The sequence below is a fragment of the Nocardiopsis sp. NPDC055879 genome (genome assembly GCF_053615935.1).
On record NZ_JBSHCT010000024.1, the window covers coordinates 35,974 to 61,707 of the forward strand.

Here is a 25,734-nt window from a genome sequence, read left to right on the forward strand (position 1 = left end):
GGCCGGGATCAGTCGCCCAGGGTCTCGTCGATGAGCGCGAAGAGCTCTTCCTTGGAGGCCGTGGCCAGGTCGGAGTCCTCGGGACCGGACTCCGGCCGATTCGACACCCCCGGGTCCAGTCGGCCCAACAGGGCTCGGAGTCGCTCGGCGACCAGGGCTCCCCGTTCGCCCTCGTACTCGTCGAGGGCGGCGGTGAGACCGTCGAGACGTTCCAGGACGATCTGTTCCGCGCTGCCGAACACGCGTTCCTCGACGTGCCGGGCCAGCGCCTCACAGGTGGGGTGGTCGAAGGCGACGGCGGAGGGCAGGCGGACTCCGGTGAGCGCGGAGAGCCGGTTGCGCAGTTCCACCGCCGTGACCGAGTCCATCCCGAGGTCCTTCAGGCCCCGGTCGGACGGGACGTCGTCCGCCGACCGGTACCCGAGGATGGCCGCCACGTGTTCGCACACGTGCTCGGTGAGCGCGCGGACCCGTTCGCCGCGCCCCGCTCCGGAGAGTCGGTCCCGCAGGGTCGCTCCCTCCGTGGGCGGGGTGGTGGACGCGGTGGTCCCCATGACCCCGGCCGGGTGGAGGTCGCCGATCAGTGGGCTGGGCCGGTTGGCGGTGAAGGCCACCCGGAAGCGCGGCCAGTCGACGTCGGCGACGGCCAACGCCGTCTGGTCGTGGTCCAGGGCGCGCCGCAACCCCTCCAGCGCCGGTTCCGGTTTCATGGTCGGCAGGCCGTGTCGGCGCAACAGCCCGGCCACGGCCTCGCGACCGGCCATCCCCGCACCCTCCCAGGCACCCCACGCGATCGACGTGGCGGGTAGTCCCAGGGAGCGGCGGTAGTGGGCGAAGGATTCACAGAAGACGTTGCCGGGGGCGTAGTTGCCCTGGCCGGTCACACCGAACACGGCGCCCACCGACGAGAACAACACGAACGCCGAAAGGTCCAGCCCTCTGGTGAGCGCGTGCAGATGCACGGCTCCGTCCGCCTTGGCCCGCAGGACCCGGGCGATGTCGACCGGGTCGAGGTCGGCCACGGCGCCGTCGTCCAACTCGGCGGCGGTGTGGAACACGGCCGTGAGCGGGAGGTCCTCGGGAACATCGGCGAGGGCTTGGGCGAGTTCGGCGCGATCCCCGACGTCGCAGGCCACGAGCGTGACCCGGGCCCCGGCCGCACGGAGGTCGGCCGTCAGTTCCTCGGCCCCGGGGGCCCGGGGTCCGCGGCGGCTGAGCAGGAGGAGGTGCTCGGCCCCCAGTTCGGCGAGCCGGCGCGCGGTGTGCGCCCCGAGCCCTCCGGTGCCGCCGGTGACCAGAACCGTGCCCGACGGCTTCCAGTCCCGGACCCCGTCCCCTCCGAGCGGTGCTCTGGCGAGTCGTCGCGCCAGCACGGCGGGTCCGCGCACCGCGAGTTGGTCCTCACCCGCCGCGACCCGGCCGGTCAGGATCGCGGCCAGGACGGTTCCGCTCTCCGGGTCGTCGGGGTCGGGGAGGTCGACCAGACCGCCCCAATGGTCGGTGTGCTCCTGGGCCGCGACACGGCCCAGGCCCCACAGCAGCGCGGCGGCGGGATCGTTCACGCCGGTTCCGCTGTCGACCGCGCCACTGGTCAGGCACCACAGCGGGGCGTCGATCCCCGTGTCGAGCATGGCCTGGAGGGTGAGAAGGGCGTCCTTGTGGGCGGGGTCGGTGGACGGGGGCCGGACCTCGTCGGGGGCGGTGTCCAGGGCGGTGGTCAGCAGGACGCCGGCGATGTTCCCCGCCCCGTCCCGGGCGGTGTCGAGCAGTGCGGACACCGAATCCCGCCCGGCGTCGTGGGGGAGGTCGACGACGCGGATGCCGTGACCGTCCGCCTCCAGGGCCGCGACGCAGCCCTGGATCGCCGGCCCGCTCCGGGAGCCGACCAACAGCCAGGTGCCCCGGTCGGTGGCCGTGGCCGATGGGTTCGCCGAAGCGATGGCGGGCACCGGAACGGTCACCCACTCCTCGCGGTAGGTCCAGCCGCCGGCGGGACCGCCCTCGACGTCGCCGACGGCGTTCTCGAAGGAGCGCCCCTCGGCCCGCGTCTCCGGTCCCGGCCGCCAATACCGCTGTCTTTGGAAGGCGTAGGTGGGCAGGTCCACCGGGACGGCGTCCACATCGAACAGTGGGGACCAGTCGAGGTCGACCCCGTGGCCGTGGGCCTGTCCCAGGGCCGTCAGGAAGCGGACCGGGCCACCCTCGTCACGGCGCAGGGTTCCCAGCGCGACCGTGTCGTCGGCCCCGACGACCTCCGCTGTCTCCTGAACGGCCGGGGTGAGCACCGGGTGCGGTCCGACCTCGACGAACACGTCGTGTCCGGCGGTGATCAGGGCCTCGGTGGCCTCGGCGAAACGCACGGGTTCGCGCAGGCCCTGGAACCAGTGGGCGGCGTCCAACGGTCGTCCGTCCAGGAGTTCACCGGTCAGGGTGGAGTACAGGGGGATCTGCGGTCTGGTCGGAACGATCCCGGACAGTTCACCCTGGATCCGATCCCGCAGGACGTCCACGAACGGTGTGTGCGACGCGTAGTCGACGGCGATCATCCGGGCCCGGACGCCTTCGGCCTCACACCCCTGGACCACCTGGGCCACCGCGTCGGGTTCACCGGCGATGACGGTGCTCGAAGGACTGTTGACCGTGGCCACGTGGACCCGCCCCGCCCAGGGGCCGAGGCGGTCGAGCACGGCCTTGGCGGGGCTCGCCACCGAGGCCATCGCCCCGGTGCCGGCGAGTTCGAGCACGGCCCGGCTGCGCAGGGACACCACCTTCGCGGCGTCCTCCAGGCCGAGGGCACCCGCGATGTGCGCGGCGGCGACCTCCCCCTGTGAGTGGCCCACCACGGCGGCCGGGACCAGGCCGTGCGCCATCCACAGGCGGGCCAGGGAGACCATGACCGCCCACAGCGCGGGCTGCACCACGTCCACGCGGTCCAGTGCGGGTGCGCCCCGCACGCCTCGAAGGACGTCGGTGAGCCGCCAACCGACGTGGGGTTCCAGCGCCCGTTCACAGGCGTCGACGTGCCGGGCGAACTCGGCGGAGGCGTCCAGAAGCTCGACGGCCATGCCTTCCCACTGGCCGCCCTGGCCGGGGAAGACCAGTACGGGGCGGCGGTCCGGGCGGGCCCGGCCGGTGGCCACGGTGGCCCCCGGCGTTCCCGCCTCCAGGGAGGTCAGCGCGGTCAGGAGTTCGTCACGGTCGCGTCCCACGACCACGGCCCGGTGTTCGAGGGCCGAGCGCGTGGTGGCCAGGGCGTGCCCGACATCGGACGGAAGGAGGTCGGGGTGGTCCTGGACGTGTTCGCGCAGGCGCGCGGCCTGGGCGGTGAGCGCCTCGGGGGTGCGTGCGGACAGGGGCCATGCGGCGGCCCCCGCCACCGAGACCGGCCGCGCGGGGACGTCCCGTGGGTCGGCGTCCGGAGCCTGTTCCAGGATCAGGTGGGCGTTGGTCCCGCTCATCCCGAACGAGGAGACCGCCGCCCTGCGCGGCCGGCCGGTGTCCGCCCAGGGACGGGTCTCCTGGAGCAGCCGGACACCTCCGTCCCAGTCCACGTAGGTGCTGGGTTCGTCCGCGTGCAGGGTGGGCGGCATGATCCCGTGCCGCAGGGCCTCTACGGTCTTGACGACCCCGGCCACCCCGGCGGCGGCCTGCGGGTGCCCGATGTTGGACTTGAGCGAACCCAACCAGAGCGGATGGTCCTCGGAACGTCCCCGGCCGTAGGCGTCGATCAACGCCTGAGCCTCGATGGGGTCGCCCAGGGTGGTCCCGGTGCCGTGGGCCTCCACCAGGTCGACGTCGGCGGGGGTCAGCCCGGCGTCGGCGAGCGCCCGGCCGATCACCCGGGTCTGGGAGGGGCCGTTGGGGGCGGTGAGCCCGTTGGAGGCCCCGTCCTGGTTGACCGCGCCGCCCCGAACGACCGCCAGGACGCGGTGACCGTTGCGTCGGGCGTCGGACAGGCGTTCCAGCACCACCATCCCCGCCCCCTCCGAGAAGGCGGCTCCGTCGGCGTCCCGACCGAAGGCCTTGGAGCGCCCGTCGGGGGCCACCCCGCGCAGGCGGGTGAACTCGGTGAGGGTTCCGGGGGTCGACATGACCGTGGCGCCACCGGCCAGGGCCAGTGAGCACTCGCCCCCACGAAGGGCGCGCACGGCCAGGAGCATGGAGACCAACGAGGAGGAACAGGCGGTGTCCACCGTCAGCGCGGGGCCGGTCAGTCCCAGGCAGTAGGAGATACGGCCGGAGGCGACGCTCGACGACACCCCCGTGAGGGTGACGCCGTCCGCCGTGCTCCGGTGCACCGGCGGCCCGTACTCCTGTTGGACGAGCCCGACGTAGACACCGGTCTCACTGCCGGCCAGGGAGGTCGGGGCGATCCCCGCCCGTTCGAGCGTCTCCCAGGCCAGTTCGAGCAGGAGGCGCTGTTGGGGTTCCATCGCCTCGGCCTCACGGGGCGAGATACCGAAGAAGGCCGGGTCGAAGTCGAAGACGTCCCGTAGGAAGGATCCCCGGTCCATGTCGACGAGTCGGCCGTTCTCCCCCTGGGCCAGGAGTCCCGTCAGGTCCCATCCACGGTCGTCGGGGAGGGGACCGACCGCCTCCCGTCCCTCGAAGACCATCTCCCACAACTGTTCGGGGGTGTCCACACCACCCGGCAGCCGGCATCCCGTTCCCACGATCGCGATCGGTTCGGGTTCACTCTCCAGCTCGGCGCGGAGCCGGGAGTTCTCCTTCATCGTGTTCCGGAGCGCCGCGACCAGGCGTTCGCTTTCGCTGCTCAACTCAAGCTCCTCGTCAAACGCTCGGGCCCCGCAGGGCGAGGTCCACCAGTTCGTCGACGCCCATCTCGTCGATGTCGTCCTCGTCGCCGGTCTCCGTACGAGGTGTGTCGGTCCGGTGTCGGCCCACGCGCTCGGTCGCGGCCTCGGGTTCCCGAGCCAGGAGACCGTCGAGCAACCGTGCCAGCGCCCGGGGGGTGGGGTGGTCGAAGACGGCGGTGGCCGGGATCCGCACCCCGATGGCGCTGCTGAGCCGGTTGCGCAGCTCCACGCTGGTCAGCGAGTCCGTGCCCTGTTCGGTGAAGGGGCGGTCGGGGTCCACCTTGGACGCCGAACCGGCCCGGTGTCCCAGGACCACGGCGGTGTGCGCGCGGACCTCCGCCAACAGGGCACGGGACCGCTCGTCCTCGTCCATGGCGGCGAAGCGCGCGGCCGGATCACCCGTGTCCCCCGCGCCACCGGTGGAACCGGAGGCGGTGGGTGTGGCGGGCAAGGCACGCTCCGCGCCGGGTTCGGGCAGGAGCCCTCGGAGCACACTGACTCCGGTGGCCGGGGTGAGCCACGCGGGGACCGCGTGGACCGGGTTCCGGGAGAGCACGGTGTCGAACAGGTCGAGCGCCGCGTCGGGCCGCATCGGCAACAGACCGCTCCGGCCGAGCACGTCCAGGTCGGACTCCTCCAGGTGGCCGGTCATACCACCGCCACCGGCCCACAGCCCCCACGACAGCGAGACGGCGGGAAGGCCGTCCCCGCGCCGCAGGTGTGCCAACGCGTCACAGAAGGAGTTGGCCGCCGCGTAGTTCGCCTGCCCGGGGTTGCCCAGGACACCCACCGCCGAGGAGAACAGGACGAAGGACGACAGGTCGTCGGTGAGTTCGTGCAGGTTCCACGCGGCGTCGACCTTGGGGCGAAGGACGGTGTGCAATTGCTCCGGGGTCAGGGAGGCGACGGTGGCGTCGTCGAGGGTTCCCGCGGCGTGGACCACCGCGCGCAGCGGACGGTCCTGCGGCACCGCCGCCAGGACACTCCGCAGTTCCTCGCGGTCGGCCGCGTCACAGGCGACGACCTCCACCTGGGCGCCGAACGCCTCCAGCTGGGCGGTCCGCTCCGCCTGTCCGGGGGTGTCCGCGCCGCGACGGCCGAGCAGCAACAGGTTCCGAACGCCGTAGGCGGTGACCAGGTGGTGCGCCAGACGGTGGCCGAGCCCGCCGGTGCCACCGGTGATCAGGGTCGTGCCCTCCTGGGGGAAGGGTGCGGGGATCTTGAGGACCACCTTGCCGACGGTCTCGCCGCGCTGGAGCGCGCGGAAGGCCTCCTGGACCTCTCCGACCTCGTACACGGTGGTGGGCAGGGGACGCAGGGCCCCCTCCTCGAACAGCTCCATCACCCGCACGAGCATCCGGCCGATCCGTTCGGGATCCACGTCCGGCAGGCTGAAGGCCTCGTAGGTACGGCCCGGATGGTCGGCGGCCACCTCGTCGACGTCACGGATGTCGGTCTTGCCCATCTCCACGAACCGGCCGCCCGGTCCCGCGCCGTCGCCGGGCGAGCGCAGGAGGCGCAGTGAGGCGTCCACGAACTCGCCGGAAAGTGAGTTGAGGACCACGTCGATGCCTCGGCCGTCGTTGGCTTCCCTCAACCGGCCCTCGAACTCCAGCGTGCGGGACGAGGCCAGCCGTTCCATCGGGAGGCCATAGGCGGCCAGTCCGGGCCACTTGTGCGGGCTGGCGGTGCCGAACACCTTGGCGCCCATGTGCTGGGCGAGTTGGACGGCGGCGGTACCCACTCCCCCGGCCGCCGCGTGCACGAGCACGCTCTCACCGGGGCGTACCGCGGCCAGGTCCACCAGGCCGTGGTAGGCGCTCAGGAAGGCCACCGGCACCGAGGCCGCCTGCTCGAAGGTCCAACCCTCGGGCATGCGGGCCAGACGTGCCCGGTCCGCCACGGCGAAGGGGCCGAAGGCACCATCGAACATCCCCGCCACCCGGTCACCGGGGGCCAGGTCCGTCACCTCGGAGCCCGTCTCCAGGACGATTCCCGCACCCTCGATGCCGATCCCGGTCTCGCCCTCGACCAGGCCCAGCGCGACCACGACGTCCCGGAAGTTGACGCCGGCGGCCCGAACGGAGACCCGGACCTCGCGCGGAGCCGGCGTGTCACGGGCCTCCGGTGCGGGCAGTGCTTCCACCGAATCCAGGGAACCGGGGTGTCGAGTGTCCATCCGCCACACCCGGGTGGAGGGCACCACCAGGTCCGTCGCCTCGGTCGAGGGCCTCCGCAGACGTGGGACCAGGACGGTGCCCGAACGCAGGGCGATCTGTGGTTCGTCGAGTTCGAGCGCCGCGGGCAGGACCGCGTGGGACTCCTCGGCACCGTCGGAGTCCAACAGCACCAAGCGGCCGGGATGTTCGCGCTGGGCCGCGCGGAACAGTCCCCAGACCGGACCGGCGGCGAGCCCGGGGAGCGGTTCCCCGGTTTCGACGGCGACCGCGCGCCAGGTGATCAGGGCCAGCCGAGAGTCGGCCGTACGCTCGTCCGCCAGCCACGCGCGGACCGATTCCAGGGCCGACTCCAGCCCCTGCCGTACCGCGTCGGGCAGGGTGTCGCCCTCGGCGTAGACCACGGAGGCGGGCAGCTCGGCGCAGACCAGCGCGGGCACCGGCGCCTCGGGATCCAGGTCCGCCAGGGCGGGAAGGGTACCGGTCTCCTCGACCCGGGGTTCCGGAGGTTCGACCCTCTCCCAGTGGAGCTCGTACAGTTCGGGAAGTTCGCCCGGTTCCGGTTCGGGCAGAGCGTCCCGGCCCAAGGGCCTCAGGGTCAGTTCATCGACGGACCAGAGCGTTTCGCCCCCGGCGTCGGTGGCCAGGAGCCGGTAGCGGTCCCCGCCCAACGGGGAGAGCCGTGCCCTCAGCGTGCGGGGCATCTCCCCTCCCTCGACGGCGCTCAGCCGAATGCCGCTCCAGGCGAAGGGCACCACGGGTCCGTGGTGGCCCTCTCCGCCGCCTCCCGGTAGCACCGCGTGGAGGACGGCGTCCATCAGGGCCGGGTGAAGCGCGTGGAACGTCTCGTCCGTGGCGACCCGCTCCGGCAGTTCGACCTCGACGAAGAGTTCGTCCGCGTATTCGCGCACCGACTTCAGTCCGCGGAACGCCGGACCGTATCCGTAACCCCGAACGCTCAGGTCGGCGTAGTCGACCGGGATCCGCTCGGTACCGGAGGTGGGCGGGACGGTCGAACCCGGTTCCGTGTTCTCGGGGGTGCCCGCGGGGGTCCGCACGCCGGCGACGGCACCGGAGGCGTAACGGATCCAGGGCTGGTCCATGGTCGCCCCACCTCGCGCGTACACGTTGACCTCACGGTGCCCTCGCCCGTCCTGGGCGGCGACGAGGACCTGTAGCTCCGCCGTCCCCTCACGCCCCAGTGTCAGGGGCGCCTCCAACACCAGGTCCGTGACGACGTCGGCACCGACGCGCGCTCCCGCTCGGGCGACCAGGTCCACGATCGCGGTGCCGGGCACCATCACCCGGCCCAGGACCCGGTGGTCGGCGGCCCAGGGCTGTCGGGCGACGGAGATCCGGCCGTGGAACACCGCTCCCCCGTCGGCCAGGGAGAGTCCGTCGTCCAGCAGCGGGGTCGCCACCTCCTCCGCACCGACCTCGGGCGCACTCGGCGAAAGCCAGTGGCGGGAACGCTGGAAGGGATCATCCGGCACGGTGACCGGGGCGACCTCGTCGGCCACCCCCTCCAACAGCACGTGCGCGTTGGTACCGCTGATCCCGAAGGAGGACACCGCGGCCCGCCGGGGCCGTCCGGTGTCGGGCCAAGGGGTCTCCTCGGACAGCAGACGCACACCACTGCCCCGCCACTCGACCCGGTCAGTGGGTTCGTCCACGTGCAGTGTCCGTGGCAGGCGACCGTGGCGCAGCGCCTCCACGGTCTTGATCACGCCCGCCACCCCCGCCGCGGCCTGGGCGTGGCCGATGTTGGACTTGAGGGAGCCGAGCAGCAGGTCGTGCTCCCGATCCCGGCCGTAGACCGACATCAGGGCACGGGCCTCGATCGGGTCGCCCAGCCGGGTCCCGGTGCCGTGCGCCTCGACCGCGTCGACCTCGCCGGGGGCGAGTCCGGCTGCGGACAGGGCCTGACGGATCACCCTCTCCTGGGCCTCCGGATTGGGGGCCGTCAGACCGTTGGAGGCCCCGTCGGAGTTCACGGCGCTGCCACGCAGCAAGGCCAACACGGGACGACCGTTGCGGCGCGCCTGCGAGGCCCGTTCGAGCAGGAGCATCCCCGCTCCCTCCGCCCACGCGGTGCCCTCGGCGCCCGCGCCGAAGGCACGGCAGCGTCCGTCCGCGGACAGGCCGCGCTGGGCGGAGAACTCCAGGAACATCCCGGGGGTGGCCATGACGGTCGCACCACCGGCCAGCGCCATGGAGCACTCGCCCCGGCGCAGGGCGGCGGCGGCCTGGTGCAGGGCCACCAGCGAACCGGAGCAGGCGGTGTCGATGGTCAACGCGGGGCCGTTGAGACCGAGCACGTAGGCGATACGTCCGGAGGCCACACTCAGCGTGCTTCCGGTCAGCCGGTACCCGCCGTCGGCGTCACCGGCCGGATCGGCCAGCCGCGCACCGTACTCACCGGGCATCGCCCCGACGAACACGCCCACCTGCCGGCCGCGCAGTTCCTCGGTGTCCAGGCCGGCCCGCTGGATCGCCTCCCAGGAGGTCTCCAACAGCAACCGCTGTTGGGGGTCCATGGCGTCGGCCTCACGAGGGCTGATGCCGAAGAAGTCGGCGTCGAAGAGGTCGGCGTCGTAGAGGAATCCGCCGTTGCGCGTGTAGGTGCGCCCGGGGGTGCCGGGTTCCGGGTCGTAGAGCGAGTCCAGGTCCCAGCCGCGGTTCTCGGGGAAGGCCCCGATGGCGTCGGTCCCCTCCTCCAGCAACCGCCACAACTGTTCCGGGGAGCTCACCCCGCCGGGCAGGCGACAGGCCATCGCGGTGATGGCGATCGGGTCGTCGTCGGCCGCTCCCACCGGCGTGGTCTCGGCGGGGGCCGCACGGCGCGGCGCGGCCTTCTCCCGCTCCCGGTCGGGCGGTTCCTGGCCCAGTTCCTCGGCGACGTGTCCCGCGAGCGCGGCCGGGGTGGGGAGTTCGAAGAGGACGGAGTCCTCCAGGCGGACACCGGTCTCGTCCTCGATGAGGTCGGCCAGTTCCAGCAGCATGATGGAGTCGAAGCCGAGGTCGCGGAAGGCCCGCCGTTCGTCCGCGGGGTCCAGTTCGTCCAGTTCCAACACCTGGGCGCTCAGGGACGCCACCAGCCCGGAAGCGCCTCCGCCCCCGGGGGTGGCCGACTCGTCGGCGGGTTCGGGCGTGACCTCCGGCGCCACGGTCATCGGTGCGACCGGGGTGAGCTCGGGCCAGTGACGGGTGCGTTGGAAGGGGTAGGTGGGCAGGTCGACGCGGTGCGCGCCCGAACCCCTGAAGAGATTCCCCCAGTTCACGTCCAGTCCGGCGGTGAAGGCCTGGGCCGCCGCGGTCAGCAGCTGGGCCTCGTCTCCGTGGTCGCGCCGCAGGGTCTCCAACACCGCACCGCGCGTCTCACCGGACGCCAACACACGTTCGATTCCGTGGGCGAGGACGGGGTGCGGGCCGACCTCGACGAAGGTGTCGTGTCCGCCGGCCACCGCCTCGGTCACCGCGTCGGCGAAGCGGACCGGATTGCGCAACCCCAGGTACCAGTACCGACCGTCCATGGCCGGCCCGTCCTGGCGCAGCTCGCTCCCGGTCAGCGTCGACAGGACCGGTATCCGGGCCGGACGCGGCGTGACGCCGTCCAACTGTTCGAGCAGGGTCTCCCGGACCCGTTCGACGTGCGCGGAGTGCGAGGCGTAGTCGACGTCCACCAGGGCGGCGTGCACACCGTCGTCCACGCAGTGGTCCACGGCGGCGCGCACCGAGGCGGGATCGCCCGAGACCACCACGGACTCGGGCCCGTTGACCGCCGCCAGGTGGAGGTCGTCCAGCGAGCCGATGAGCTCCTGGGTCTGTTCCGGGGAGAGCCCGAGGGAGGCCATGGCCCCACTGCCACCGAGGGCGGTCAGCGCCCGACTGCGCAGCGCCACCACCTTGGCGGCGTCCTCCAAGGTCAACACACCCGCCACGTGGGCCGCGGCGATCTCGCCCTGGGAGTGACCGATCACGGCGGTGGGACGTACCCCCAAGGTCTCCCAGACCCGGGCCAGCGCCACCATGACCGCCCACAGGACCGGCTGGACGACGTCCACGCGGGCTCCGGGGCCGACGTAACGGGGCGCCCCCGGCTCCCCGCGAAGCACCCGGGTGAGGGACCAGTCGACGTAGGGGTCAAGAGCCCGCTCGCACTCACGCAGTCGCCGACCGAAGGTCCGGGCGAGTCGACCGTCGCCGTCCAGGAGCGGACGGACCATGCCCGCCCACTGGCCGCCCTGTCCCGGGAAGACCAGGACGGGGCCGCGACCATCGCGTTCGCCCACCGGCGCACCGGAGGGACGGATCGACTCCAGGTCACGTGTTCCATTGCCGCCCGGGGCGAGGATGACCGCGCGGTGCTCCATGACCGTGCGGGTGGTCGCCAGCGAGAAACCCACGTCCTCGGGGCGCAGACCGGGCCGCTTGGACACGAAGGAGTGCAATACCGAGGCCTGGGCGCGAAGGGCCGCCTCGGAGCGGGCCGAGAGGATCCAGGGCACGGGGTCGAGAGCGCCCTCCCCCGGTACCTGGCCGGAGGCCTCGGGTGTGCGTCGAGGCGGCGGGGCCAGGACGAGGTGGCAGTTGGTCCCGCCCATGCCGAAGGAGGACACCCCGGCCAGAGGGGTCTCCGTGGGCCAGGGTTCCCGAACGGTCTGCGGGGCCAGCCCCAGACCCTCCAGGTCGATCCCCGGGTTGGGCGCGTCGAAGTTCCGGGTGGGCGGCAACAGGCCGTGGGAGAGGCTGAGCACGACCTTGATCAGGCCGACGATTCCGGCGGCGCCCTCCAGGTGTCCCACGTTGGTCTTGACCGAGCCCACTCGCAGGGCGCTGGAACGCTTGGTGAAGACCTCGCCGAGCGCGGCGGCCTCGACCGGATCGCCGGCCGGGGTGCCCGTGCCGTGCAACTCCACGTACCCCACGTGCGCGGGGTCGATCCCGGCCCGGCGGTGGGCGGCGCGCAGGACCTCCACCTGACCTTCGGGTTCGGGCCGGGCCAGGTAGGAGATGGGGCCGGAGTTGTTGACCGCTCCGCCGGAGAGAACGGCGTGGACGTGGTCACCGTCCGCCAGCGCGCGATCGAGCGGTTTGAGGACGACCACGGCCCCGCCCTCGCCTCGGACGTAACCGTTGGCGCGCGAGTCGAAGGTGTAGCAGTGGGCGTCCGGCGACAGACCGCCGAACAGCTCCACGTCATCGGTGCTTCCGGGCAGGAGGATGAGGTTGACGCCGCCGGCCAGCGCGATCTCGCACTCTCCGCTGCGCAGGCTCTCCATCGCCGTGTGCACGCTGACCAGGGAGGAGGACTGCCCGCTGTCCACGGTCATGCTGGGCCCACGAAGGCCGAGCGTGTAGGAGACGCGGTTGGCGATCATGCCGCGCTGACCACCGGTCAGGCTGTGGTGCGAGGCGGGCTCGTCCCGAAGCAGGAGGGAGTAGTCCGAGGAGATGGCACCGGTGAAGACCCCGGTCCTGGTGCCGTGCAGACTGTCGGGCGCGGTACGCGCGTTCTCGACGGCCTCCCAGCTCAGTTCGAGCATCAGCCGCTGCTGGGGGTCCATGGCCACGGCCTCGCGCGGGGAGACACCGAAGAAGGCCGCGTCGAAGTCCTCGGCACGATCCAGGTAGCCGCCCCAGCGGTGGTCCCGTTCGGCGGAGGTCCAACCGAGACGTTCGGGCGGCGGTGAGATGGCCTCCCGCCCCTCGCACAACAACCGCCAGAGGGCCTCCGGTGTCGAGGCGCCTGGCAGCCGGCAGGCCAGCCCCACCACCGCGATGGGTGAGCGGGGGGCCGCACCGCTTCGAGGATCCCTGGTCATCGCGTTCCTCCGGTCGAACTCGACGTCCCCACCCGGGCGGGTCCTGGCCCGAGGGAGTCACGGCTCGGCTTGAAAGTCTCGTGAAGGTGCACGCGCACTGCCCTTTATGCGCAGTTCAGGGTGGGTCCGACGAACACGAGACCCCGCGACCGAAACCGAGAACTCTCCGGAAATCGACCACGGGGATAATCAAGCCGCACACGGCTCGATCAACACTTCAACCACACGTTCCCCACCCGTGGTTTCAAGCCGTCCGCAGAGTGGATGCTATCCGCGATTCAGGACAGAAGACAACGGAACACTAGTTTTCGGTCAATCCACTGCGAGCATTCAGACCCTGGCACAACTGATAATTTCGCGAAACCGTTACCAAAAGGAAATGCCCGATGTCCGTGGACATCGGGCACTACGAGACACGCTCGGTTCTGGTCACACCCCGCTACGCGCCCGAACCTCGGCGACGTACTTCATGGACTCTTCCGGGTCCAGGAGCCAATTGGCGTAGTCAGGCGGATAGTCCCAACCCTGAATCCACCGGTCGGCCACCTCCGTGTGCACCGAAGCCGCCTCGACCAGCTCGTAGAAGTGGGCGGGAAGATCGCCCTGATCCCACACCGTGGAATTCATCTCAGACCACATCTGGTTGTGAAGACCGAATTCCCAGAACCTGTCGAACGCCCCCACCAGGAACTCTTCGTCGAACCGGCGATCACCGTGTTCCATGATGGCCTCAAGGTAGGCCTTCGCGCAGCGCGTGGAATTATTCCAGCTCTGCCCCACGTAGGGGTCCATGGTGACGACGACATCGGCCATACCCAGGACCTTTCCCCCGGATGGCAGAGTGCCGACCGGGTTGCGCACCTGTGGGGTCAGGTCCTCGATCAGGGTGCTGCGGCCACCGTCGACCAGTTCCGCGTCCCTGACCCGCTCGTAGTACTCAGGGGAGTACTGACGAAGCAGGTCCTTCATGCGACGCAACTGCTCTTCGGGCCCCGGCCTGTCCGGCCAGGCGTCCATGGGACCGCCACGTTTGTCCACCATGAGCAGGTTGTGGCAGGGACCCTCCTGGCTCAGCATGGGGATGAAGATGGTGTTCCCCGCATCTTGGGCGGAGCAGGCCCAGCCGACGTTGTCGTCGTCCTCGGCGCTGGGCCAGACGTCATAGATCTGCGCCTGTGCGATGGACCGGGGTCGGGCTCCGCTGAAGCGGCTCTCGTCGTAGTCGAAGAGCTGACCGAGTTCTCCGTGACCGACGGCGACGATGATCAGGTCGAACATCCGGGAGAAGTAGTCGAGGTCGGTGACGGTGACGCCGTGGATGACGACCTTGCCCCCACGGTCCTCGAAGAACTCCAGCCAGTCGGCCATCTTGACACGACGGTCCACCGCCACCATGTAGTCGTTGGCCTTGCCGGTTCGCCCCTTCAGGGAGAGACGCGAACGGTCGGCGCCGGGGTAGAGGTGGATTCGCTGCTGTCGGATCTGAGGGCTGAGCGCACTCCACAGATCCAGCTCGTACTTACGCTCGTACTCCAGAGCGGTGGGGAAGGTGAACTGCGTGACGGACGGCCGTCCCGTCCGGATCTCCGTCGAGGACTGCCCCGTGATCACCGTGACGTCGTAGCCATGGGTCAAGAGACCGTGGGCCAAGTGCAGGCCGGCGTGGCCGGCGCCGACGATAAGGATCTTGCGCATTGTGTCGCTAACTTTCCTGGGAATCTACGGGGCTGTGGGAAGGGTCGACCACGAGTCCGAGCGGCCCCCACCCGTCAGGCGACGGGCTCGCTCGTTCGTTTGTGCTCCAGCGCGTACCGCAACAGGGTCTTGAGTACGTCGCCGCCGGACATCCGGTGCCGGGCGTCGAAGTCGATGATGGGCACCTCCGGGCTGACCTCCAGGGCCTCACGGACCTGATCCGAGGTGTAGTCGAGACGACCCTCGAACTTGTTCAGCGCCACGATGTAGGGGATGCGCTTGTTCGTCTCGAAGTAGTCGACGGCGTCGAAGGAGTCCGCGAGCCTTCGGCAGTCGACCACGACCACGGCACCGACGGCGCCACGGACGAGATCGTCCCACATGAACCAGAACCGGGCCTGGCCCGGTGTACCGAACATGTACATGACCAGCTCGTCGTCGATGGTGATGCGACCGAAGTCCATCGCGACGGTGGTGGTCGTCTTGTCCGGTGTGACCGAGGTGTCGTCGTGTCCGACGCTGGCCTCGGTCATGATCGCTTCGGTCGTGACCGGTGGAATCTCCGACACCGAGCGAACCAAGGTCGTCTTGCCGGCGCCGAAGCCACCGGCGATGACGATCTTGCTCGACATCTTCTTGCGATTCGACCTGTTGTCACTGGAAAAGTCGTTCGAGACCACGAAGAGCCCTCTCCAGAACCTGGTTTTCCGATGGACTGCTGCCGGTGATGGTCGGGTGGATATACACCAGGTCCTGCTCAGCCAGGTCACTGACCAGCACCTGTGTGACGCCCAGAGGGATGTTCAGCTCGGCCGAGACCTCGGCGAGCGACCGCGTCTCCCGGCACAGCTTGTGGATGTTGATCGACTCCGGCATGAGGGTGCCAGGAGGGTCCTGCCCGGGCTCGGACGTCGAGACCAGGGTCTGCACCATCAGCGGATGCCGTGACCGGGTACGCCCACCCGTGAAGGTGAACGGACGGACACGGTTACTCCTTCGCCTTCGGAAGCTCATAGCCGAGGCAACCTCATTCCTGCCGAACCGTTACGGAACACGCCGTCGTCAGTTCTGGATGACTTCGCGCAACTGCGAGCGCAGCTGCGGCGTGAGCACGTGGGCGACGTTGTCCACGAGCTTGGCCATCTGGAAACCGACGATCTTCAGCTCCGTACCGGGTGCGGTCAGCACCGCCATGCAGGAACCGTCACTGATGGCCATGATGAAGAGGTGGCCGTGGTTGAAGCGAACGAGCAGCTGCTCGCACTCACCCCGCTGGAACAGACCGGCTCCACCGACCGCCAGGCTGTGCAGGCCGCTGGAGATCGCCGCGAGCTGTTCCGCGTGCTCTTCGGGGAAGTCACTGGAGTGGGTCAGCACCAGGCCGTCGGAGGAGACCACCACGGCGTGTTCGACACCGCGCACGTCCCGGACGAACCGGTCGATGAGCCACGAGAAGTTCTCAACGCTGTCGTTCGTGGATTCAGTCATGCTTGTGCTCTACCTGCCTCGGCCGAGTTTCTTGATTCGCTGGGGGTCTGGGAGACGGCGGAACCGCGCGATGGGGCACGGGTCGCCGTGTCGATCGTCATTCCTGGTCGCCCTCTAGCTCCTCGCCTTCGAGAGCGGCGCGTTCCCCGTCGAGGAAGTCGCCGATCTCGTCACGGATCTGCTCCGCCCGGGCCTCACCGGTGAGCTTGGGCGGGGTGTCCTCCCTGCCCTTCGGGGCGGGCGGCGGGTTGTCCGAGAGCGCTCCGGGGTGCGGCATCATCCGCAGCGGCGAACCGTGCGGGGTGGCGCTGCGCCGGGGCAGACCGGCCGCCGTGACGGCGGAGCTTCCGCCGGTGGGCGGCTTGGGCGCTCCGTTGGATCCGGGGGAACCGTTGGTGCCGTTGGTCTTGCCGTTGCCGGTCGATCCGATCGGTGTCACGGAGGCGCTCGCGCTCGGTGTCGTCGAGGTTCGGGCCTGCCCGGGTACCCGGGGGGTGGCGATCCGCAGAAGTCCCTGGGGGATGATCGTGTAGGCGTTGACCCCGCGGAACGAGCGAGGCTCCAGGCGGGCCTCCAGACCGTGCTTGCGGGCGATGCGGCTGGCCACGTACAGGCCCATGTGCCGGGGCACCTCGTCGTCGAGGACCGGTTCGCCCTCCAGTCGGTTGTTGAGCTCGGCCAGCTGGGACTCGGGGATGCCCACGCCCTCGTCCTCGACGACGATCATCAGGCGCCCGTCGTCCAACTCCTGGGCGCTGATCACCACCTGTGAGTGCTCGGGCGAGTTCGCCGTGGCGTTGTCCAGCAGCTCCGCGAGGAGGTGGCTGATGTCGTCGGCGGCCAGACCGGTGATGGAGGCCTGGGGGATCTTGCCGAGGGTGACCCTGGGGTAGTCCTTGATCTCCGAGGTCGCGGCGCGGGCCACGTCCAGCAACGGGACGATCTCGTCGTGAGCGTCGGACTCGCCACCGTCATGCCCGGTCAACACCAGGAAGTTCTCTCCGTTACGCCGCATACGGGTCGCGAAGTTGTCGATCTGGAAGAGCTTGTCGAGCAGGTCGGGGTCCTGGGCGCTGGTCTCCAGTTCCTCGACCATCTCCAGCAGCGCGTCGACCAGGGAGAGGTCGCGCATGGCCAGACCGGCGAGCGCCTCGTTGAGGAGGTCGTCCTTGGAGTCGCGCAGGACCTCGGAGACGGCCTCGGCCACCTCCGCCTTGGCCGCGGCCTCCTCGTCCTGGACGACGCCGGCCTCGGGCTCGGGGGCCTCGGTCTCCTGCTCGACAGGGTTCTCGGCGCTCGGCCGCTCCCGCTCCGGGGTCGTCTCCTCGCCCGTCTCCTCCTCCGCTCGGGTGAGCGCCTTGTCCTGGCCCACCTCCGAGGAGAGGGTCGGTTCGGCGCGCTCGGCGAAGAGCGTGGCGGCCGACTCGGCGGTGATCACCTGTGGCTGCTGCCCGGCGGCGAGCACGATGACGTGCTGGACGGGCTGACCGTAGGGGTTGATCTGGCCGTAGGGCGCGAACTGGCCCGGGTAGACCATCGGCTGCCCAGGCAGGACGTAGCCGGGCGGCTGGTAGGGCAGCGGGTAGGCGCTCTGGTACGGCATCGGCTGCGCGTAGGCCTGGTAGTGCGGCGCGGGCTGCGGCATCGGCGGCTGCGGCGGGTACCCGGCGGGCGGAGCCGCGGGGTGACCTTCGTGGTGCGGCCGCTGGTAGTAGTACGAGTTCGGCTCGTATCCGCCTCGGTGGCCGTGGTCGGGGTGTCCTTGGGGGCCGGGGTACGCGGGCGGGCCCTGGTGACCGTACGGCCCGGGGTACCCCTGTCCTTCCCCGTAACCCCGCGGTGCGCGGTGGTCGTACGGGGCCGGGGGTCCCTGCTGTCCTCGCGGGCCGGGGCCATAGGGGTCCTGCCCACCCGGGCCCCGGTCCCAATCCTGTTCCGGGCCCTGGTGTCGGGTGGGCGAGGGGCGCTGCGACTCGTAGGGCGCCCGCGGGCCCTGCTCGTATCGCGGGGGCGCCCAGTGTCCTTGTGGCGCCGCGGGCTCGGCCTGCGGCCACGGGGTCTCCGGCGGCGCTTCCGGACGCGGTGGCTCCGCGCCGCGGCCCTCGGCTCTGTACGGCTCGGAGACCACGTGCCGCCCCGGCTCGGGCCGGTGCTCGGCCTCGGGGGCGGGTGGGGACACAGGGGCCTGGGGCCGCTCCGTGTTCTCTGACGGGGTGGGGGTGTCGGTCATGGTGTCCGTGGTGGCGGGAGTGTTCTGGCTGCGGAGTTCGGGCTCGTCGAGCCCGACGCCGCGCCACTGACCGACCGGGGTAGCGCCGGTGTCGACGTCGTCGACCTCGACGTTCCTGGTCGTATAGGGGTTGGGGACGCTCACCCTGGAAGTGGGACGGTAACCGTTCTCGGCGGACGCGGAGAAGGGTCCGGTGGGGGGCTCCGTCACGGGTGTGGCCTCGCCGGCCGACGAGCGGTCGTCGGGTTCTTGCGAGTGCGGATGCACGGGCTGATGCACGGGATTTCCTAGCTCGGTCTCCGGTGACGGGGGTTCCTGGGACTTGACCATCCGGGAGATGGCCCGGCGGAACCGTCCTTCACGCCTGGCTCCACGCCCACCCTCCGTCGACATCATCTTGGCCAGGGAGTCGTCATCGCGTTCCTGCGGTGACTGCGCCTGTGCCACAATCTCGTCTCCTCGAATCAGGTGGGCGGCTCGGCGGTGGCCCCGCACCACCGCCCCGACCAGGGAGGATGAAACTTCGGGGCCTTCGATCGGTTACCTGACGGGACAGGTTCCCCGATCGCCGGGGGAACGCCTCGACGGCCTTCGGGGCCGAGGGAACCTGTGGTCGGGCCCGTCACCGGCCCGGGCGACGTGCGCCCGATCCGGAGGACAGGTGTCCACGTTCCACACAATTCCTGTTCTTCCACCGAGAACCGTCGTTCGGTTCGTCAGACTAACAAAGGACGCCCCGCTTGACAGAAGAATCGGAGAAGGGGTGGAAAAGCCCCAGATGAAACCCACATGACGTGCGAGAACACCCTGAAACCAATACCCCGAACACCCCCCGAAGCGCGGCATTTATACCTTTTGTCTGTTTCTAGCCAGGTGTCATCAGTATCACTACTAATCGGCCCTGATCTGGATCACGCGACCCCGAAAGGGTGCTAGGACGTGTTCGGTGGACGCGCCGCGCAGCAGGGCGGGTATTCGCGGAACACGCCCTAGGAAAGATCCAGACCGGTCTGACCTGGGGCGGCGTTGACGAGCGCGGCCATGTTGCCCGGAGGCTGCCGGTTCTCGTGCAGGATCTGGTGGGCCTCACCGATCTCGTCGAACCCGACCACCTTGGTCACGCACGGGTCGATCCGACCGCTCTCGACGAGGTGGATGGCTATACGGCACTGGGCCGGCGAGGCGAAGTGGGAACCTTGCAGGCGCTTGAGGCGCATCCACAGGAAGCGCAGGTCCACATCGGCCTGGAAACCGGAGGTGGCCCCACAGATGACGACCATGCCCGAGTTGTCGCACAGGTACAGGGACGTGGGCAGGGTGTCGGCCCCGGTGTGCTCGAACACGATGCGAGGCGAGCGCCGCTCCCCCACTTCGGCCCAGAAGCGCTTGCCGAAGGCGCGTACACCGCGGAACCACTCGGCGTAGGCCTGGGTGTCGCTCTCGTCGGGAACCCTTCCCCAGTGGTCGAACTCGGTCCGCAGGATGGTGCCGACCGCGCCGAGTTCGCGGCACAGCCTCGCCTTCTCCTCGGTGGAGACCACCGCGACGGGCAGGCCACCGGCCTGATGGACCAGCTGGATGGCGGAGGTGCCCAGACCGCCCGCGCCACCCCAGATGAGGACCGGGTCGCCGGGGTCGACGGTGTGGGGCGGCCAGCCGAACAACTGCCGGTAGGCGGTGGCGACGCTGACGAGGAAGCCGCCCGCGACGTCCCAGGGCAGGGACTCGGGTTTGTGGTGCAGTTGGACGTCACGGACCAAGGTGAACTGGCCGAAGGACCCGTGGTTGTTCTCATAGCCCCACACCCGCATGGTCCTGGAGGCGATGGGGTCGCCGCCCATGCGGATGTCGTCGGCCGTCTCGTCCCACTGCCCGGGGGCGATGATGACGTGGTCGCCGACCTTCACGTTGGTGACACCGTCGCCGACGGCCCAGACCACACCGGAGCCGTCGGACCCACCGACGTGGTAGTCCTCGGGCTCCCCCGCCTTCTCACGCGCGGCGATGACGTCGGCCGGGTGTCCCTTGGCCGCCCAGATGTTGTTGTAGTTGATCCCCGCGGCCATCGTGTAGATCAACACGTGCCCGGGCTTCAACTCGGGGACCGGCACGATCTCACGGGCGAACGCGTCTCGGGGCTCTCCGTAGCGTTCCCTGCGGATGGTGAAAGCGTGCATGCGCGTGGGCACGTGGCCCAGTGGCGGAACCTCTCCGATTTCATACAGGTCCTTGGGCATGACGCGGCGATTCCTTTCGACGGCCGAGGCCCCTGAACGGGGCCGGGGTGTGATCGGGGCGTGGATCGGGCGGTCGGGAAAACGCGTGTGCGGTTGCACGCGCGAGGCGAGACTACATTCACTTCACATGCCCGCGTATAAACGGACATTGAGTAATCAAATGCACCCTGGTCCGTAATAAACGGAGGCGGGGCAGGACGAAGGGGCGGACGTCCGTCGACGCCCGCCCCTCTCTGCCGTTATCGGTACCGTTCGTTCCGCCCGATCACTCCTGGACCGGCCGCAGTTCGCCCTGGATGAGGGCGAGGATGACGTGGTTGTCCTGGTACTGCTCGTTCTGCGAGGTGGGTGTGTCCGTCGGGAACTCCTCGACCCGCACGCCCTCGATCGCCGGGGACAGGTACTTGTAGGTCCAGATCGGGACACGCGGCAGGAGTTCGTTGAAGATGATCGAAAGCCTCTTCAACGCCTCCTTCTGCTCTTCATCGCTCTCGGCGCGCTGGGCGGTGTCCACCAGCTCGGCGATGTCCACCTCACCCTGGGAGGGGCTCTCGACCTGGAGGTCGAAGCCCTGACCCGGGGAGTCTTCGGTACCGGCGTTCTCGGTCAGGAAGTTCATCTGGAACGCGCCCCAGTAGTCGGGCTGTTCGGGGTTGCCCCAGTGCCGGACGGCGACCTCGAAGTCGCCCGCGCCCCAGATACCCCACGGGTTGTCCTCGGGTACGTTGCGGGCCTCGGTCTTGATCCCGAAGTCGTTCCAGGCCTCCTCCACCTGGGTGGCGGTCAGCTCGAAGTCGCCCCAGCCGGCGACACCGATGACCTCGAAGCTCGCCTCCTCACCGTCTGGCAGGAACCACTTGCCGCCCTCCAGGGTCCAACCGGCCTCCTCCAGCAGTTCGGTGGCCTTGTCGTGGTCCTGGTCGTAGTTCTCGAACCCGGCCAGTTCCTCGGCGGTGAAGATCTCCTCGGCCTGGATGTCGGCCAGACCCGCGTAGTGCTCGACCCTGCTGTAGGCCTCGCCCCGGGCGACCTGCCCGATCTGGTCGCCGTCCAGGATGTAGGCCAGCGCCTTGCGCACACGCACGTCCTGGACCTCCGGCTTGGCCCGGTGGTTGAACATGATGCCGCAACCGTCGTAGCCGGCGTGTTCGATCCACCGGAACCCCTCCACGCCCTGGAAGGCCTGCTGGTCGGCGGCGGAGGGCGCCAGGGTGGAGTAGTCGACGTCACCGCTCTGGATCAACAGCGCGGACTGGCGGTTGTCGCCCTTGTGGATGACGACCTCGTCGAACGCGACCTCGGTACCCTGGTAGCCCTCCTCGTTGCGCACCAGCGTGATGCGCGCGTCCGACATCTGCGCCTCGTCGAACTTGTACGGACCGCTGCACACGATCTCGTCGGGGTCGAACTCGATGAACTCGGCGTTCCAGTCGGCGTGCTCGTCGTCGCCTTGACGGACACCGTCGTTGACCATGTCCACGGCGGGTTGGCCGAAGCCTTCATAGGTGGTCTTGGAGACGACGCGGTGCTTGATGATGCTGCGCTCGATGTTGGGGAAGGGGTCCTCGAAGCCCACCCGCACGCTCAGGTCGTCCAGCTTCTCCAGGGCCTGGACCTGTGGGAACCCGAAACCCCACGGTGGGGCCTCCAGGACACGCATGGCGTAGCTGCGGATCATGTCGTCGGCGTTCAGGTCCGAGCCGTCGCTCCACTTCAGGCCGGACCTCAGCGTCACGACGAGGTCGTCGCCGTCCCACTCGTGCCCTTCGAGCAGGAGGTAGTCCCACTCGTGGGTGCTCCAGTTGTAGACACCGCCCGGGCACAGGAACAGGTCCTTGTACACCGAACCGAGCAGCAGCGCGCCGTCCTCACGGTGGACGTTGCGGGTCATGGAGTCCAGGTCGAAGTCGAAGACCCCGGTGAACCGTGTGGTGCCACCGCTCTCGGCGTCACCGCCGGCGCAGGCCGACAGGAGCCCGGCGCCCGTGACTCCGGCCGCGCCGAGCCCCATGGCCCGCAGGAGGCGTCGTCTGCTCAGATCCTGCCGGATCGCGTTGTGGAGGGGGTGGGGGGAGGTCATGGTTGACGCTTCCTTTCCAGGAGGACGGCGAGCAGACCGAGACTGAGGACGACCAGGCCGATACCGACGGTGACGACGCTGATGACGAACTCGGCTGTGCCGGGGGATGTGAACACGGCCATGAGGACGCAGGCCAGGGTGAGGAAGGATCCGACGAGAACGCCGAAGCGCCCGATGAGGAGGAGCAAGGTCCCATCACCCCCGGGTGACGACGTGACAGGCGAGCAGCCGGTCGTGGCCGCGCACCAGCGGGGGCCGCACGGCGTCACAGTCGCCCTCGGCGTAGAGGGGACAGCGTGGATGGAAGTCGCAGCCCGGCGGCAGGTCGGTGAGGTCGGGGATGTCGGCCTCGCGCAGTCGGACCCGTTCCTTGCCGTGGACCAGGTCCGGGTCGGGTTCGCACACCGCGGAGACGAGCGCCTTGGTGTACGGGTGCCGCGGATCGTTGACCACCCGGGGGGTGGTGCCCTGTTCCACGACCTTGCCGAGGTACATGACGGCGATCTCGCCGTGCCAGGCGAAGTACTTGGCGACGGCGAGGTCATGGGTGATGAACAGGAAGCCGACACCGAGCTCGTCGCGGAGTTTTCCGAGGGTGTTGAGGAGACTCACCCGGATGGACACGTCGAGCATCGACGTGGACTCGTCGGCGATGATCACCTCGGGGTTCATCGCCAAGGCACGGGCCACGGCGACGCGTTGCCGTTGGCCGCCGGACATCTGGTGGGGGTACTTGTCGAGGTGGTCCTCGGCGGGGGTCAGGTCGACGCGTTCGAGGAGTTCGGCGGTGGCGCGCCTGGCCTCGGCGTGGTTCTTCACCATCTTGTGCCGACGCAACCCGGCGGAGACCGTGGAGTAGACGGTACGGACCGGGTTGAGGGAGGCGTAGGGGTCCTGGTGGATGTACTGGACCGAGCGGCGGAAGACGGCGCGTTCCCTCCGATCCATCGTGGCGACGTCCTTGCCGTGGAACAGCACGGAACCGGCGGTGGGGTCCGCCAGGGCCGCGGCCATGCGGGCCGTCGTGGTCTTGCCGCAGCCGGACTCCCCCACCAGGCACAGGACCTGTCCGGGGCGGACCTGCAGGTCGACGCCGGCGACGGCGGGCACTTCGCCTCGGGGTGTCTTGAAGGTCTGGCGAGCGCCCTTGAGGGTGAGCACCGGTTCGGTCGGCGTCTCGGTACTCACCGGGGTGGTGGCCAAGGTGTGGTCGATCAACGGGAGACCCCCTCTGCGTGGAGTTCGGCGTCGGTGGAGCGCAGGCAGGCCGCCGCGTGAGCGAGACCCTCGTCTCGGGGGACGAGCACGTCCAGCTCCGGGCGGGTGAGGTCGCATTCGGGCAGGGCGTGGGCGCAGCGCGGGGCGAAGGAACAGCCCGGCGGCAGCGCGTGGAGGCTTGGCGGGCCGCCGGGCAGCGATTGGGGGACGTGCAGATCGCCGACGACCGGGGGCACGGAGTCGATCAGCGCCGAGGTGTAGGGGTGCCGGGAGCGGTGGAAGATGTCGCGGGTGGTGCCGGTCTCGATGAGGCGTCCCGCGTACATGGTGCCGACCCGGTCGGCCAGGGCGGCGGCGAGGCCCAGGTCGTGGGTGATGAAGACCATCGAGAAGCGCAGTCGTTCGCGCAGTTCGGCGAGGCGTTCCACGATGGAGCGCTGGGTGAGCAGGTCCAGGGCGGTGGTGGGTTCGTCCAGGATCAGCAGTTGGGGGCGCAGCGCCAGGGCCAGGGCGATGAGGCCGCGCTGTCGCATGCCGCCGGAGAGTTCGTGGGGGAAGGCGTTCAGGACCCGGGCGGGGTCGAGCCGGACCATCTCCAGGAGTTCGGCGGACTCTTCGAGGATCTCCCGCCGGGGGCGTCGATCGCCGTCCTCGTGGGCGCGGAAGGTGTCGACGAAGTGATCCCCGATGCGCAGCACCGGGTTGAAGGCGTTCATGGCGCCTTGGAAGACCATGGCCGCCTCGTTCCAACGGAAGCGGCGCAGCCTCTCCTTGTGGAGGGTGCGCACGTCGACGCGGGTGCCGTCCTTGCGCCGAAAGAGGATCTCGCCCTTGGGGATGACGCCGGTACGCGGCAGCAGTCGGAGCAGGCCCAGGCCGAGGGTGGTCTTGCCGCAGCCGGACTCCCCGACCAGGGCCATGGACTGACCGGGGTGGAGGTCGAAGGAGACGTCGTGCACGGCGGTGACGTGGGTCCGGCGTCCGGTGCGGTAGCCGACGTCGATGCCGCGAACCGACAGCAGGGCGCCGTCGTCGGTGCCCGGGCCGGTGGGGAGGTCGTTCACGGGGATCACCTGTCCCGGAGTCGGGGGTTGAGGGCCTGTTCCAGCGAACGGGTCATGGTGACCAGCCCGATCTGGAAGAGCATGATCATGACCATCGGGGCGATGAGGAAGGGCGCCGCCTGGGGCAGGAGGAAGGCGTTGTTGTCCCAGGCCTGCTGGATCATCAGCCCCCAGTTGTCGGCGGTGCTGGGCAACAGGCCGAGCAGGTACATGCCGACGACGGCGTAGATCGCGTTGGTGATGGCGATGATGAAGTTGATGAAGATGTAGCCGGCCATGTTGGGCAGGACCTCGACGAAGAGGATGCGGGCGGTGCCCAGGTCCTGGAGGCGGGCGGCCTCGATGAACTCGCGTTCCTTGAGGCTGAGCACCTGCGCGCGGATCGACCTCATCAGGAACGGCCAGGTGACCAGGCCGATGATGAAGGAGACCACCAGTGGCGACGAGGTCCGGTAGAAGGACGCGATGACCAGCATCAGCACGATGAACGGGACGGTCATCGTGATGTCGGTGACCTGGAGCAGGAAGTGGTCGATCCGGCCTCGCACGTAGCCGGCGACCGCGCCCAGGACGACGGCGATGGCGACGGTGATGAGGGCGGCGACGAAGCCGACCCAGATGGGTTCGCGACCGCCGAGGACGAGTTGGGTGAAGGTGTCCTTGCCCTCGTGGTTGGTACCGAGCCAGTGTTCGGCGTTGGGGGCACCCCAGATCTTGGCGACGTCTGTGGGGTTGGCGTGGTCGATGAACAGCGGCCCGACGAAGGAGAAGAGCAGGACTCCGAGGACCAGGCAGAGCCCGATGAATCCGCTGGTGCTGCGGGTGATGCCCTGCCAGATGGTGCCCCAGACACCGGTGGCGGGGGCGGAGGCTGTGGTGACGGCCATGGCTCGTTCGTCCCCT

13 protein-coding genes are annotated in these 25,734 nt (G+C 69.8%); all 13 read right to left on the reverse strand.

The genetic code is table 11. The features are described 5' to 3' along the window. Positions 1 to 8: 8 nt before the first annotated feature. The 13 genes from ACWGKS_RS24480 to ACWGKS_RS24540 all read right to left on the reverse strand — a co-directional run bounded on the left by ACWGKS_RS24480 (position 9) and on the right by ACWGKS_RS24540 (position 25,718). Positions 9 to 4,778 (reverse strand): type I polyketide synthase, encoded by a 4,770-nt coding sequence (locus ACWGKS_RS24480; RefSeq protein WP_452524175.1) that lies wholly within the window; start codon positions 4,776 to 4,778, stop codon positions 9 to 11. 13 nt (positions 4,779 to 4,791) lie between these two features. Then, positions 4,792 to 12,819, reverse strand: a complete 8,028-nt coding sequence (locus tag ACWGKS_RS24485; protein WP_358504358.1) for an SDR family NAD(P)-dependent oxidoreductase — start codon at positions 12,817 to 12,819, stop codon at positions 4,792 to 4,794. A gap of 429 nt (positions 12,820 to 13,248) precedes the next feature. Continuing rightward, positions 13,249 to 14,514 carry a styrene monooxygenase/indole monooxygenase family protein gene (locus ACWGKS_RS24490; RefSeq protein WP_358504361.1) on the reverse strand — a complete coding sequence of 422 codons (1,266 nt, stop codon included), beginning with the start codon at positions 14,512 to 14,514 and terminating at the stop codon, positions 13,249 to 13,251. A 74-nt stretch (positions 14,515 to 14,588) separates the two neighbouring features. Then, complete coding sequence (locus ACWGKS_RS24495) at positions 14,589 to 15,146, reverse strand: GTP-binding protein (protein WP_067597162.1); 558 nt, start codon at positions 15,144 to 15,146, stop codon at positions 14,589 to 14,591. Between the two features lie 22 nt (positions 15,147 to 15,168). Continuing rightward, entirely contained in the window at positions 15,169 to 15,528 is a 360-nt protein-coding gene (locus tag ACWGKS_RS24500) for a DUF742 domain-containing protein (protein WP_084392184.1), read from the reverse strand. 48 nt (positions 15,529 to 15,576) lie between these two features. Further along, positions 15,577 to 16,002 carry a roadblock/LC7 domain-containing protein gene (locus ACWGKS_RS24505; RefSeq protein ID WP_067597160.1) on the reverse strand — a complete coding sequence of 142 codons (426 nt, stop codon included), beginning with the start codon at positions 16,000 to 16,002 and terminating at the stop codon, positions 15,577 to 15,579. 97 nt (positions 16,003 to 16,099) lie between these two features. Beyond that, positions 16,100 to 18,679: an ATP-binding protein gene (locus ACWGKS_RS24510; protein ID WP_358504366.1), complete on the reverse strand. Its 2,580-nt coding sequence runs from the start codon at positions 18,677 to 18,679 to the stop codon at positions 16,100 to 16,102. A gap of 542 nt (positions 18,680 to 19,221) precedes the next feature. Further along, the gene (gene ccrA, locus ACWGKS_RS24515) at positions 19,222 to 20,469 is read right to left on the reverse strand and encodes a crotonyl-CoA carboxylase/reductase (RefSeq protein WP_358504369.1); all 1,248 of its coding nucleotides are present in this window, start codon (positions 20,467 to 20,469) and stop codon (positions 19,222 to 19,224) included. Between the two features lie 265 nt (positions 20,470 to 20,734). Continuing rightward, entirely contained in the window at positions 20,735 to 22,549 is a 1,815-nt protein-coding gene (locus ACWGKS_RS24520) for an ABC transporter substrate-binding protein (RefSeq protein WP_358504372.1), read from the reverse strand. Beyond that, the gene (locus ACWGKS_RS24525; protein ID WP_358504375.1) at positions 22,546 to 22,737 is read right to left on the reverse strand and encodes a hypothetical protein; all 192 of its coding nucleotides are present in this window, start codon (positions 22,735 to 22,737) and stop codon (positions 22,546 to 22,548) included. Before ACWGKS_RS24525 ends, ACWGKS_RS24520 begins: the two co-directional genes overlap by 4 nt. 7 nt (positions 22,738 to 22,744) lie before the next feature. After that, complete coding sequence (locus ACWGKS_RS24530) at positions 22,745 to 23,767, reverse strand: ABC transporter ATP-binding protein (RefSeq protein ID WP_358504377.1); 1,023 nt, start codon at positions 23,765 to 23,767, stop codon at positions 22,745 to 22,747. Continuing rightward, positions 23,764 to 24,831, reverse strand: a complete 1,068-nt coding sequence (locus ACWGKS_RS24535; RefSeq protein ID WP_358504380.1) for an ABC transporter ATP-binding protein — start codon at positions 24,829 to 24,831, stop codon at positions 23,764 to 23,766. The genes ACWGKS_RS24530 and ACWGKS_RS24535 overlap by 4 nt, the downstream gene beginning before the upstream one ends. Before the next feature lie 5 nt (positions 24,832 to 24,836). Next, the gene (locus ACWGKS_RS24540; protein ID WP_358504383.1) at positions 24,837 to 25,718 is read right to left on the reverse strand and encodes an ABC transporter permease; all 882 of its coding nucleotides are present in this window, start codon (positions 25,716 to 25,718) and stop codon (positions 24,837 to 24,839) included. Positions 25,719 to 25,734 lie beyond the last annotated feature (16 nt).